General features: G+C 43.4%; 13 protein-coding genes. 7 read left to right on the top strand and 6 right to left on the bottom strand.

From position 1 onward, the window contains the following. Positions 1–480: 480 nt before the first annotated feature. Both cysQ and nudE read right to left on the bottom strand, forming a co-directional pair. Positions 481–1,275 carry a 3'(2'),5'-bisphosphate nucleotidase CysQ gene (gene cysQ, locus AC4IFB_RS03620; protein WP_490779423.1) on the bottom strand — a complete coding sequence of 265 codons (795 nt, stop codon included), beginning with the start codon at positions 1,273–1,275 and terminating at the stop codon, positions 481–483. Continuing rightward, positions 1,272–1,808, bottom strand: a complete 537-nt coding sequence (nudE, locus tag AC4IFB_RS03615) for an ADP compounds hydrolase NudE (protein ID WP_490775812.1) — start codon at positions 1,806–1,808, stop codon at positions 1,272–1,274. The genes cysQ and nudE overlap by 4 nt, the downstream gene beginning before the upstream one ends. Before the next feature lie 796 nt (positions 1,809–2,604). Between nudE and yrfG the strand changes: the two genes are divergently transcribed. Next, on the top strand, positions 2,605–3,273 hold the full coding sequence (gene yrfG / locus AC4IFB_RS03610) for a GMP/IMP nucleotidase (protein WP_490779424.1): 669 nt from the start codon (positions 2,605–2,607) through the stop codon (positions 3,271–3,273). Positions 3,274–3,286: 13 nt separating this feature from the next. Here yrfG and AC4IFB_RS03605 read toward each other — a convergent pair whose 3' ends face one another. Continuing rightward, the gene (locus AC4IFB_RS03605) at positions 3,287–4,309 is read right to left on the bottom strand and encodes a methylated-DNA--[protein]-cysteine S-methyltransferase (protein WP_490779422.1); all 1,023 of its coding nucleotides are present in this window, start codon (positions 4,307–4,309) and stop codon (positions 3,287–3,289) included. Positions 4,310–5,520: 1,211 nt separating this feature from the next. Between AC4IFB_RS03605 and AC4IFB_RS03600 the strand changes: the two genes are divergently transcribed. The 6 genes from AC4IFB_RS03600 to AC4IFB_RS03575 all read left to right on the top strand — a co-directional run bounded on the left by AC4IFB_RS03600 (position 5,521) and on the right by AC4IFB_RS03575 (position 8,732). After that, on the top strand, positions 5,521–5,838 hold the full coding sequence (locus AC4IFB_RS03600) for a hypothetical protein (RefSeq protein WP_490779421.1): 318 nt from the start codon (positions 5,521–5,523) through the stop codon (positions 5,836–5,838). A gap of 248 nt (positions 5,839–6,086) precedes the next feature. Further along, the gene (locus tag AC4IFB_RS03595; RefSeq protein ID WP_490779420.1) at positions 6,087–6,350 is read left to right on the top strand and encodes a hypothetical protein; all 264 of its coding nucleotides are present in this window, start codon (positions 6,087–6,089) and stop codon (positions 6,348–6,350) included. A gap of 88 nt (positions 6,351–6,438) precedes the next feature. After that, positions 6,439–6,933 (top strand): hypothetical protein, encoded by a 495-nt coding sequence (locus AC4IFB_RS03590; protein WP_490779419.1) that lies wholly within the window; start codon positions 6,439–6,441, stop codon positions 6,931–6,933. A gap of 95 nt (positions 6,934–7,028) precedes the next feature. Further along, entirely contained in the window at positions 7,029–7,343 is a 315-nt protein-coding gene (gene yidD / locus AC4IFB_RS03585) for a membrane protein insertion efficiency factor YidD (protein ID WP_490779418.1), read from the top strand. Between the two features lie 217 nt (positions 7,344–7,560). Further along, a complete protein-coding gene (locus tag AC4IFB_RS03580) occupies positions 7,561–8,181 on the top strand; it encodes a hypothetical protein (protein ID WP_490779417.1) in 621 nt (206 codons plus the stop codon). Positions 8,182–8,429: 248 nt separating this feature from the next. Continuing rightward, positions 8,430–8,732, top strand: coding sequence for a VOC family protein (locus tag AC4IFB_RS03575; RefSeq protein WP_490779416.1), 303 nt, complete (start codon positions 8,430–8,432; stop codon positions 8,730–8,732). A 113-nt stretch (positions 8,733–8,845) separates the two neighbouring features. Here the strand turns inward: AC4IFB_RS03575 and AC4IFB_RS03570 are convergent, their stop codons facing one another. From AC4IFB_RS03570 to AC4IFB_RS03560, 3 genes are all read right to left on the bottom strand, one after another. Beyond that, a complete protein-coding gene (locus AC4IFB_RS03570) occupies positions 8,846–10,120 on the bottom strand; it encodes a hypothetical protein (protein ID WP_490779415.1) in 1,275 nt (424 codons plus the stop codon). A gap of 468 nt (positions 10,121–10,588) precedes the next feature. Then, a complete protein-coding gene (locus AC4IFB_RS03565; RefSeq protein WP_490779414.1) occupies positions 10,589–12,247 on the bottom strand; it encodes a GMC oxidoreductase in 1,659 nt (552 codons plus the stop codon). Positions 12,248–12,931: 684 nt separating this feature from the next. Next, positions 12,932–13,090 carry a hypothetical protein gene (locus tag AC4IFB_RS03560; protein WP_490779413.1) on the bottom strand — a complete coding sequence of 53 codons (159 nt, stop codon included), beginning with the start codon at positions 13,088–13,090 and terminating at the stop codon, positions 12,932–12,934. Positions 13,091–13,378 lie beyond the last annotated feature (288 nt).

The raw sequence follows: 13,378 nt of genomic DNA, 5'->3' as shown, positions 1-13,378 counted from the left end.
GGAGAGCAGTGCACCAATCATCCCGGATTCCGTATCACTTCATCCAGGCTACCTTGCTATGGCCATGATGAATCGTAGGGTGCGGCCCTGCCGCACCATCAGGAGTTGAATGCTACAGAAATTCCAGAGAGTTCCCTCGACTGTCCCAGTGTCGGTAGAAGCAAACTCTCTGTTGCCCGGCTCGTCAGGTGGTTTTCGTTTAGTTGGGCGTGGTGCGGCAGGGCCGCACCCTACAGAGCAGATTTCCAGTAACCTGGTGATTTAACCATAGTCGTGGTCTCTTCTGTTTCTGAATCACTTCAGTGTTTTCACCCTTAAAACAGATGTGATGCAATACCCTCAACGCAGTTGCGTAAATTAATGTCGGAGAGCATGGACTACATCAAAATGATTCTGTGAATCTATTGTCTTGCTTAAGGGGGCTTTGATCAGCTCATGTATCGGCCACATGGTGGCTGTAAGCCACCAGTTCTGGAAGGCTTAATCCAGATACTCAGACCAGTCGACAGAGGCATCACCAAATACCAGAAAGTAGGGATTCAGCAATGAGTCCTTGGTGTTGTACTTGAGCGGTGCCATATCCAGGGTTGTTACCTGCCCCCCGGCTGCCTCGACCACTGCCTGTGCTGCTGCCGTATCCCACTCTGAAGTAGGGCCTAGACGTGGGTAGATGTCGGCTTTGCCTTCTGCAACCAGGCAGAGTTTTAGGGAGCTGCCCATGCTGACCAGTTGATGATCACCCAGCTTGTCCAGAAATCTTTTAAGTGAATCACCGGCATGGGAACGGCTGCCAGCAACCAGGGTCGGTTGTCGACGCTCTGATGCCACACGTATTGGCTGTGGAGGCTCATTGCCTATCTGTTTGCTCGCAGCCTTGCCAGGAATGCCGTAGTAGAGGGTTTTCATAACTGGGGCATAGACGGCACCAAACACAGCTTTGCCATCCTCTATCAAAGCGATATTGACAGTGAATTCTCCATTTCTTTTAACGAACTCACGGGTGCCATCCAATGGATCGATAAGCCAGTAGCGGTTCCAACTCTTTCTAGTGTCATAGGCGATTTTCGCCGACTCTTCAGAGAGTACCGGGATCTCTGGCGTAAGTTTTTCCAGATTGGAGACAATCAAATTGTGTGCGGCCAGATCGGCTGCTGTGAGCGGGGAGTTATCCTCTTTGGTTTCGATCTCGAACTCGGTATCGTAGATCTGCAGGATCGCCTCGCCTGCTTGTTGAATCAGATCCAGGAGTTGATCGAGTGGGAGTGGTAAAGTCATAACAAAACATTCCTTGCCAGGCAAAGCGCTGCGATGGAGCGTGCCTCCGTTAAATCTGGCTGTGAGATTAAATTTTCCCAGTCCGAAAGTTTCCAGGGAACTACTTCGATGGGTTCTGGCTCATCACCTGTCAACTTGTCAGGATAGAGATCCTGGGCAAGGATAGCATAGGTGTGATGCTGGATGTAGGCAGGTGCAATAGTGAACGTTTTCAGCACTCTAAGCTGTCTTGCAGCATAGCCAACCTCCTCACGCAACTCCCGGTTGGCAGCCTGCAGTGGGTCTTCTCCCTCTTCCATTCTTCCTTTGGGGAGGGCGAGTTGGTAGTCCTGACTGCCTGCGGAATACTCCCGAATCATCAACACAGTTTCATCATCCAGCATCGGGATTACCAGAACAGAACCTCTCTCGCCGCCGAGAAGGCGCTCATAGGTTCGTTTTTCTCCATTGCTGAACTCCAGTCCAAGCTGTTCGACTCGGAATATCCGTGTTTCAGCAATCAATTTTTGTGAGACTATTTTAGGCTTGGTCACGCTTTCTTCTGTTGATAGTGGTTTCAAATGATTTAGAGGTGAGCGACGTGCTCAGAGTAAGCGTGATTCTAATCTGTCATGCCTGGGTATGTCTTCAATAGATCCATCAATTATCAGATTGGTGCACTGTTTCTCCAATCATTTCGATGATTATTGTGACAACGAGTTAATTGTCGTTGGTTTCTCTTACTGATAGAGATTTGAGAGACGAAAGTGCGTAACGCAGCAGAGAATGAAGGTCAGAATAGTCACAAAACCTCTGCCTCTCCAACAGGAGGGGGGCAGTGTGCAACCGGGGCGTCATTCACAGCGAACAACCAGGACATCGATTACAACTCCCCTCTCCCCTTGCGGGAGAGGGGTTGGGGGAGAGGGGGGGATTCTCAGTCAATTTCTGCCAGATACAGGTCGCTGAAATAGACTTGAGGAACCCGCATCGATGAACTTTAAATGTGTTACCCATGTCTCCGAACACCCGTTACCCTTGACTCCGGTCTATACACGGGAGAGGGGGATATTCATCAACTACATCAACAATTTACAAAACAAGGATTGATGAGGTAGTACAGTTTACGCTTCAATTGTATCAAACCCTTGATGCTCACCCTCTCCAGTCAAGAGAGAGGGGCATTTATGCTTGCTTCTGGGTGATTGGGCGTTAGTGGAACAGCCGTCAGATTGGTGCTATTCAGTAATCAGCCTCAAAGCAGATTCAAAGGCGGGTATTGATGAGCAACTGCGAATCTTCAAACAGTATGAGACAATAGTGGCCACAAAACAGCAGCAGAGCAATATCATGATTCCCTGGAAAGAGATCGATTGTGTATTACTGGATATGGATGGCACCTTGCTGGATCTCCATTTTGATAACCACTTTTGGCTGGAGCATGTGCCCGCACGCTATGCCGAGGCAAAAGGGATGCCCCTCGCAGAAGCGACTGAAGAGTTACTGGGGCGATACAAAAGCGTCGAAGGGACACTCGACTGGTACTGCGTGGATCATTGGAGCAGAGAGTTAGGGCTCGATATTGTGTTGCTGAAAGAGGAGGTTGATCACCTGATCTCTGTGCACCCTCATGTCATCGACTTTCTCGATCAGCTCATGTGTGCAGGCAAGGAGCGGGTGCTGGTTACCAACGCCCATCAGAAGACATTGGCGCTGAAGATGGAAAAAACCCGCCTCGCAGGATTTTTCAACCAAGTGGTTTCATCCCATCAGCTGGGTCTGCCAAAAGAGCATCCGGAATTCTGGAATCGATTTCAGAACCTCCACCCCTTTGACCCCAAGCGCACCCTGTTTGTCGATGACAGCCCTGCAGTGCTCAAGTCTGCTCAAGCGTATGGCATAGAGTGGATACTGGCGATCCTGAAGCCTGACTCAAAACAGCCGGTGAGAGAGGATGGGGAGTTTCTCGCGGTTAAGGATTTCTCTGAAATTTCTGCCGGGCTCAGATGCGAGATTTAAGGAGTTGAGCTGGTCAGATCACTGGATTATCACTATCTTTTTTAGCCGCCTCCCAAGCCAGCATCGCCAGCTTTCTGTCACTTCCCCACCGGTAAATACCGCTATCACCACTGCTTCTGATCACCCGGTGACAAGGTATTAAATAGCCAATCGGATTTTCAGCAAGTGCACTACCGACCGCCCTCTGTGCCTTGGGTGAACCGACCATCTGGGCAAGGGTGGCGTATGAGATGAGTCTGGATGTACCGATGTTCAGCAGTGCCTCCCAAACCTTGATCTGAAAGTTGCTCCCCCTCAACAGCAGATGTAGTTTTCCTGGTTCAGGCTTGTTGTAGAAGATCTGCTTAATTAATGCACAGGCAGCCTTGTCACTACGGTTTAGTGTGGCTTCAGGCCATGCATGGGCCAAGCCACTCTTTTGCTCGGCACCGCCCTGATCATAAAAGCTCAGTGCACAGATGCCACGGTCAGTCCACGCGATCAAAGCGTCACCGAAAGGAGAGTCGGCGCTGCCAAACGAGATGGTCAGGCCTAGACCACGCTGTTTAATCTCACCCGGACTCATGGCCTCACATGTGATCATCAGATCGTGCAATCTTCCCGGGCCTGAGAGCCCACTCTCCAGACTGGCGGAGAGTAGATCCTTCGATGCCATAAGGGCCTGCCTGGCGTACTCCTTGGTGAGATACTGTAGGAAACGTTTCGGAGAAATACCTACCCATTCACTGAAGATGCGTTGCAGATGGTGCTCGCTGAGATGGACAGCTGAGGCAATCTCAGCGAGAGAGGGCTGTCTACGCGAGTTGGATCGAATGTACTCAATGGCATTGGCGATGCGCGTGTAGTTTCTCTGACCGGAGGTGGGATCAGTTATCTCCATCGATTGATTATTCGATTCGTAGGTCATATTTGCGTAATGGTTTGGATGTGTGGCGTTAGTGAAAGTCTCTACTTGTTTGAATCTGTATGCCACCCGTTTCTTGCGCAGTGCCGCAGTGAGTAAGTGAAGAATGGAAGTGGCACTCTTAATCTTCATCTGGAATTAATCAATAACTCCTTTCCATAGTGTACATACCGGTAGCAGATATAAGTCATATAATCAGCCAGATAGTCCAGTTATCTTAATTGTTTAAGATTTTTATTCCTCAGATCTTAAAACTGTAGAGTTGCGTATTTGCTTTTATGAGTGTGTTAACAAGCACCAAAACATAGGCATAGAAAAAGAGAATTGAATTGAGTGCCACAGACCGAGTTGATTGACAGCCTTGCGTTGAAACGTTAAATGTTCTAGAAAGGTATAAATCAGTATTAGTTCAATCGCAGGGATACTTCTCTTTATGGATATAGAGAAATCGGTTGATCCATCCGAGATAGCAGCGTTCGGAGTTTATCGACTAGTCGGCGAGTCTGGTTGCAAGAAGAAATTTCCGATACAACGTCAGTGACGTTTTTCCTCTATTGATTTACGGGTTCCTCCACCGCCTTATCAGTCATCTCATAAGTACGGGTAAGCGTAGGATGGCTCTTTTCAAGAGCCTGCAACCCGGTAGACCAGTGTGCCCAGTCAAAGTCACTTCCCCAGGGCAGCTTCAAGATGTGGCAGATCTACAATCGAAGGACATCGACCATTTAACGGAATTGCCAGCTTTTAATTTTGGTATATCTCCCAGTGCGCTCAAGCCAGCCATTCACACTCTTAACGAAAAATATAGAAGAGGAATATGGTATAGATTTATTGATATGGCATCAGTATTTATCTGATGTGGTTATTGTTATTAAAACAGACACGAAGAAATTAATAATCAGTTAAATGATACTGCGTGGTAAAGCGCTGTGGCGAAACTAAAAGAAAACGGGTATTTTGAATCATGAGCGCAGACACTCATAAAATAGTAAAGAGAGAAAGGGGGCTCGTTAACGTAACTGTTATGTGTATTAAAAAATAAATCATGCAATGGAAATATATGATAATTGGGTTCTTGTTAGTTGGTTTCGTTTTTTTCTATCCAGAAATAAATGAAGCTTTAAATCTACCTATTAGTTATAAAAATATTGTTCTTATTGGCTGTTTAATTTTAATGTTGGTAGTAACCCCTTTATACTGGAGAGCTATACGCAAGCAAGAAAAAGAAAATAATAAAAAAGTTAAACAACCTTGGGAGCAATAAATGCTAGCTACACGATAAAATTACTCACTATGAGCCAATCCAGCTGTAAATGCGGACATTAAGTACTAGAAAAGAAATCATGAAACCACTTCTAAAAATAATTGGCGGCTTAGCTTTGCTCGTTATAAGCGGTCTAGGGGCAATATGGGTATACATTATGTACTTTGGCCTAAACTCTAAACCAAACTGGCATATCGAAAAAAATGCTGTTCGTTCTGAATCACATCCTTTGGGCGGATTTTATAAGGATGAAGGCTGTAGAGACCCCTGGGGGTGGGCTATAGGCCCTGCAAACGATGAACAATACTACCTCTCGTTTTGTGGGCCAGGCGGCTGTTTGCTGAAGGTACTTACAGGCCAAATACAACAATTCATGGCGATAGCAAATATGAGGTAGTTGACGAAAATACAATCAAGTTCTTATCGAAGGAAGGGTGGTCAACTCATGTTCGTTGCGCATCACATTATTCCATCATCTGTTGAAGCAAATGAAATATCGGATAAATACGATGTCAGAGGTCTAATTATAGAACATTATGATGATAATCATTTCGAAATATGGTCAGAAGACTGGGGTGTAGACAATGATGCGGGTGAAGATATGAGGATCTTCTGAGGTTATTCTCTAAACGATCCATGAATAAAATGAAATTTAAAGACTTGAAGTCTGAAACTGATGGTGACGATGTTGTTCTTTCGTTTGTTTTTAACGGTAAGCCCCATAAATGGGAAATAGGACAATATTCAGACAGTTTAGGTGAATACTTTATAGAGTGTTTTGAAATGTTTCAAAATGAGAGTGAGAATGGAAGATTTATCTCTTTAGATGGAGGTGATATGCCGGAGTTTGTGTTTGTTCCAAATGAAGTTCATGAAATTTTAGCGAAGCATAATGTTATCAATCACTAAGATTTCTAGCAATGGACTGAACACGGAATCGCTCCGCTATGCGATCCGGTTAGGCCATGCGATAATCAAAAATATATAGGAGAAATTTATGCCTTGGTACAGTTGGATAGCATTAGTATGGTTTGCTTTCTTAATCTTCTCTGGCATCAAACAGTTGATTAAGCCAGAGGATAAAATAGTTTTGTTTTCGGCAATTGGGGAATTAATAAGCGGCTTTACATGCATACTACTCGTCCTACTTTCATATAATTACTACATAACAACTGATAATAATATGATTTTCATGTCATTGGTCGTGCTTGCATCAATTCTTTTAATGTTTGCAATTTATAATGATTTTAAATTTGAGAAAGAAAACGAAGAAGAGGAAAGAAACAGATTAGCGATCGGTGGTGAGGCTGGTTTAGAGTCCATAAAATCTGAGCAAAACAGCGGAAAGAGTGCAGAAGAAATTCTTCAGTCTGCTGGTTTGACAGCAGCAGATGCAACTCCACCTTCAAAATTACTAGAAAATATATTTACAGCACTATTTCTAATCCCAAACTTTTATGCAATTACACTTGGTGTTATGAAGCTGTTATGAAATGTATAGCAATGGGATCAACTTCACGTGTACAAAACAGATACCCGACTTTCATACGGTTGGCCGTTTATCTAGGCATTATACCTGTGAATTGAATGAACAGTATTATTGATCGTTTAGTCGAAAACTTTATCTTGTGGTACAAAAAATATATATCACCAAGAAAAGGTTATAGTTGTGCGCATAACGTACTACATCAAAACGGCTCGTGCTCATCATGGGCGTTAAACGTTGTCCGCACAGAAGGTGTTGTGATCATGCTATCTAAATCATGGTCTCGATTTAAAGTGTGCAATGAAGCAAGTATAGAAATTTCTTCAAAAAAAAGGAAAAAAGGCAGTAATGGCAAAGCATGTTATAACGCAGGTGAGACGGCATGCTGCTGTCTTTCCATATTACCTTGGTCATAGCATTAACCAGTGTGTCATGTTAGCTCCTTTCTGTCGCTGGTTCTTTGCTTCGCACGGCCCCTATCCGCATTCGGTAACAATCTAAATAACAATCAACTAATATTTAAAAATAAGAGAGAAATAAATAAAAAAAATAACATCTACCCTAATTTTAGCAATAGTTTCTTCTGGCGCTTGTCTAGCTGAGGAAAGTATTATTGGTAACTGGAATTGCAATATGACCTCAGAGTATGGGGATTTCACCTTTAACCTAACTTTAGATGCGGGTAAAACATACAAAAAGGAAACAAATATGTTTGGGACGATAAATACTGATACAGGGACTTGGAAGACTGAGGGTAATACTTTAGTAATGAATCGTACTAAAAGTATCACAGGCGGGAAGGAAAAAGAGTCATCACAAGAGTTTCAAAGAACAATCGTTTCAAATACCTCCACGAATCTTGAGTTAAAGCATGCCAATGTAAAAACATCTTGCTCAAAAGAAAGTGATGAAAGTTCTTATAAGCTTACGGATCCTGTTAAGAAAATGGCTACAGCATTTTTAAAAACAACAGACACTGGAAGTGACGACGTCAACAAATTGGACTGCAAAAAGGCAGTATTCAACGCTAAAGATGGCATCGATACGATGCTTTCCGTTGGCGAAAAAAATTATAAAGGAGGTCACTTAAGTGAAACAGAATACGAAAAAACAAAAAGTGAATTGACGAAGATTGAAAAACGAGTTACTTATGATAATTGCTCAAATGCAAAAGGTACTGATTTGAGTTTTTATAAATGTATGAGTAATGATAATAATCATGTTGCCCACTGTGGAAAAAAACACAACTTTTGATCATAAGAGTGTTAACAATTAGTATTTTCTAGACTAATGTTACAACCAAATAGGGACTTAGTGCTTTATTTGCACAAATTACTATTGCTAGTCGTTTTTCTGTCCGGGCCAAGGGCATTGCTGTAGACATTACCATTAATGATGAAAGTGGATGTAAATTAGATATGGGGCCTAGCCCATTCTACAGTAGTCACGTCACAATCTAATGGAACTATTTTCTAAAGAAGATAGGCTTTAGTATATCTAAAGTGCAGCAAAAGAATCGAGATATTTTTAAGCGCGTTATGTTAAAGGCGGGGTTCCGTCCTCTAGCCCATGAATGGTGGCATTTCAATGGTGGTTTCTTCAAAGCCAAATTGCGCTCCAGTACGGCCAATGGCGCGGCTCTTCTTGTTTTCTACAGCAACAATCTAGAGGGTACACTGACAAAAGTTACCGACGCTGGCGGCAAGGTCATCAAAGCTATATTTACCTTTCCTGGTGGTCGTCGCTTTCAATTCACTGAACCAAGTGGCAATGAATTTGCGGTATGGTCCGATGCAGGCGCATAACCATCTCATTTAACATTGCCTGGGATTTACAGCGTCTTTCCCAGAAACGACCCGTAACCGGCTTGTACCATCATCAAAGGATGTTCGGGTTATTCGAAGTGTACAACTCCATTTTAGATATCTTTCTCTCTTAAATAATATGAATTCCAAACATCAAGTGCAGGTCTTGCGTTCAAATCTTCGTTATACAGACCAGTATCTTTCCAGATCTTGGATAAATCATCCTGCTCTAACATGCCACTCCAGAGGGTATCGTAGTCAACAACTGTAAACCAGATGACAAACGACATAGACAAATCATTTGCTGTTTTTAAAAGAGTAGAAACGTATTCACTCTGTTTGTCAGCATTACTTTGCTCAGAATAGCCAAAACTAGGAATTACCAGGTTTTCAGCGATCCAAGCGGTTTCAGTTATGGCTGTCGGTTTGCCGCCAGCGATAGAAGATATCTGGTTTAACCAGTCTGCTGGTAAATTAGCCGGATCCCCCTTATTTGAGTGTTCGAAAAATGCATAGGGATAAACACTTATACCAACCACATCGACGAAATCAGATAATCTGGAAAAATTAGACTCAATAATTGAAGTTTCATTTGAGTCAGGGCTTTTCAGAGCAACTGAGGCCATTAGAGGTAAGTCAGGGTGGATATTTTTGATACTCTGGTAAACGCGCTCTGCAAAAATTATAAAGTGTGAGAACTTGTCAGGATCGTTTAAAATGAGATCACTTACTTCAGGTGCATAATTAAAATAAATCGGTTGGAAGCGCTCTATCATTCTGAGAGCAAAATTGCTGTATGCCTCGGCTACTTCAGGATCTTCGAAGTTTTTTTCATCCCAGGGTGGCAGGCGGGGTTCTTCTCCGTTCTTTCCCCAGTTAGATGCGAGGTCATCTCTTGCGGAATTTAACGAGTCTATCGACAAATAAATTGCTTTTCCTGAGTGTGTCTGATTTATCTTTGATGATATATCTTCTTCGATGCTGTTTGGTAGTTGCAGACCTGAATATGCCTCTTCCCAGGGTATGCCACTCATTAAGTGGTGCGCGATAATATCACCACTATCTTGAACAAGCGTATATGTATATGTTATTGCAGTATCGGATGCGGCATATGGCCAAGGAGTAAATCCCATTGAAAATGATCGTGTTTCACCTGATGGTATTTCAATAGGGGGTGGAGTTTCTGTATCTGATGATGGAGGTTCATCTTCTTTAGGTGGGGTTGTTGCAATGGGTGTTATGGGTATCTCTTCTGGCGGTGGCGTTGTAGCAACAGGTGGTTGAGGTGATTCTACGGATGGGGTTGTATTTTCTGTAGTATCATTGACAACTTCGCCATTTCCGGTGAGTGCAAGAATGATTGCGAGCCATTGAAAAAAATTGTCCATAGTGAGAAATAGTCCTTGTGCAAATATATTACTTTATGATCTGTGTGAAAGATAAAATCACCTGAAGAAAAGTAATTCGAGCACTAGCTTGTTATATTCTACGCATGCATCTCTAATGATATCTTTTTTTGCTTCTATGATTTAGAGATCTACCCAAAGTAAAAACAGAGTAATCACATTAACAACAAATGGAGTTGTGGTGCCCAGGTATTTCAATATTTGATAACTCGGAAATGTTGATATGTGAAGTTAGTCTCAACACCTTATAATTAAATAAAGGTTTCCTTTGTTGCTGCCAGTGATGATCTAGGGAGCTTTGGCAGATACAATGATCAGAGATCTTGACAATTAAGTGCAGAGCTTCTTCATGGATGATCATGGTGGTTGCTGATATAGACTACTAAAGTCTGTGACTTAAAAAGACCACTCATTTTATCGCTTTAAAAATGAGTGGTCTGCTCATCCATATTAACTACCCGTTTTGATAATCTGCTCGATATTACGTTCAGCCAGTGCTGATATGGTGAGCGCCGGGTTCACCGATCCTGTTGAGCCTGGTATTCCAGCACCATCCATTACATAGAGTCCAGGATGCCCTTTGACCCGTCCATAGCTGTCTGTAGCTAAACCAAGAACGGCGCCACCCAAAGGGTGAGCTGTCCAGTTCATACCATTGACACTGTTAATGAATGGCCAGGCGCCAGGTACTGTATTTGAGGCTGAAGCAATGTTTTTATTAATAGTTTCCATCGTGGAATGGGCTTCCGCATTACCATCTATAGCCCACTTCAAATCGACTTTTTCTGATCTGGAGTTCCACGAAAATTGACCTCGATTGGTCTGATCGAAAGCCATTCCAAGACTACCGATAATGCCAACATCAACAGGTACACCTGGGGCATACCAATTCTCAAAAGTAATTGGCATTCCATGGCTTGTGTCATGGATACGGGATGCACTTGGCGTGCCTTGGGTTATACCGGCAATTGGTGAGAAGCTGCGCACTACTATAGCGTCACCATTAGTTCCCCAGCCTTCGCCAATATGTTCATTAAGGTTATTTAATGTGCCTTGAGCACGTGCCTTTACTAACAGTTCAGAGGTTCCAATAGAGCCTGCAGCCATGAACAGACGATCACAGGTTATGGTTCTGTGTTGAAGCTGTTTTCCGGTTACGCTGCGGGTGATGAGTTCAACTTCATAGCGTTGACCGTCCCAACCGATACTGAGTACTTCCTGTCCAGGATAGACTTTTGCATTTCCTGTTGCTTCAGCCATACTCAGATAGTTTTGATTGAGGTCGAATTTTGCACCATTGCTGTTACCATGATTACTCATGCCGATAGTGGCAGACTTGCGGACCCTGTTGTTAAGTTCTGAACGAACAGTTGACCAGTTGAAGATGGAGTCGATCGGAGTGGAGGTGTAGCCTGCCTGGCGGACATGTTTGTCCCAGACTCTTGAGTGACCGAATGGATTACTCTGGTAGATATCATCAGGCATGGTGTTGAGGTTGAGCATCTGTTTTACACGGGGGTAGTAGATGTTATCCAGTTCGGCATAACTTACTGTTCCCTGGAAGAGGGCATCGAAGTAGGTTTGGTCAGGCTGAATCATCACGCCGGTAAAAATAACAGAACCACCGCCGACGCATGATCCTCGCCATACGGTCATATTGTCATATTCAGTGGCATCCATGACGCCACCAAAAGAATCCATATAGGCATTTAATCCGGTTAGCATTTTTACTTTATTCTTAAACCAGAATGCTCTTCCATCGGGTAAGACATCATTAGAATAAATGCCGCGCCAATCTGACTTTGGCCACTTAAAGCCGCGCTCAAGAATGGTGACCGGTTCACCGGCTTGTGCTAAACGTAAGGCAGAGATGGAACCTCCAAAGCCAGAGCCTATGACAAGGTTTCTTGAATGTGAAGGTGGTGTTGGCAAGGCACTGAATAGTTCAGGCACTTGCATATAGTAGAAAAGAGAGCTGAGCGCCGGGGTTGTTTGACGCGATCGCGATGAGAAAAAGCCAGCGTGGGCTGGATTGGCGCCAAGTGCTGAAGCGCCTGTTGCTAATGATGCTTGAAGGAAGCGACGACGAGAGAGTTTTTGCATACTCATAAAAATAGCTACTCCATGTAATTTTTATATCTCCGGCGCATACGTTAGGATTATCTGTAGAAGTATTCAAGTAATATTTAATGAGTTAAGGTGATTGATATGAATATCTATTTTAATGTTTAGCTCATACAAAGCGTAATAGAAATGTCTGAAGAGGCGGGAAGATAGTATTTATTCTTATTCTAGATATGCAACACTTGATCAACCTTGATTATTATATTTTAGTCTCACTAGATAAAGTGAGTAACATTGCTGAAATATAGTAGCTCTTTACTACATGGAGTTTTGGTAATGTGAGTGGATTGTGAAAACTAATAAAGTGTCTTATATTTTGGTGCGCTGATAGATTGTAAGCGTAATAGAAAAATTGCATGGCTTTAAAAATTCTTTAACGACAGCTTCAGTAAGCTGTCCAAATTACGGAGAAAATATCGATAATTATTTGTTAGTGCGGTTTATGATTTAATTGAATCAAATGCTTGGTGCTAACCCTCTCCTGTTGTATAGACCGGAGTCAAGGGAGAAGGGGGTTGAGCGCTTGAAAGTTAGTGGGCCACATAGATATTTTCTGAGTATGAGTTTCGTAATGTGAACATCATTGCGCATGCTTTAATGGGGGTTATTATAAGTCTATTTCGCTTGGGCTTGAGTCATGTAGCAGAATGATTCTGATAACAGATTATTTTACAGGTAGTGCTCTTGAGCTTCTTTGTTGATTTTGTATTTATTACCGAGCGCAGAGGCGTTTGCCGGTATGATGGGGGCAGCAAGGTAGCCTGGATGGAGAGAAGCGGAATCCGGGAAGATTGATGCACTGTTCTCCCGGATTCCGTTGCACTTCATCCAGGCTACGGGCTGCCCTATTCATTCTAACGCTGGAGCGTAGGAACGAGGACTCGTCCAGAAGGATGAAACAGTAGCCGGCCGGCTCCCCAAAATAGATTCATCTGTAGGGTGCGGCCATGCCCCACCATGCCCAACTAAAACCAAAACCACCTGACGAATCGGTGTATAGACGCTACTGGTAGTGAGCAAACTATCTGGGTTTATTGGAGAATTCTCACCCTAATGGTGCGGCAGGGCCGCACCCTACGATTTATCATGGCCTTAGCCTCTACAAAATCACCAAGA

It is taken from the genome of Candidatus Thiodiazotropha sp. AKIB8 (assembly GCF_058244675.1).
This window is presented reverse-complemented; position numbering and strand designations above follow the sequence as displayed.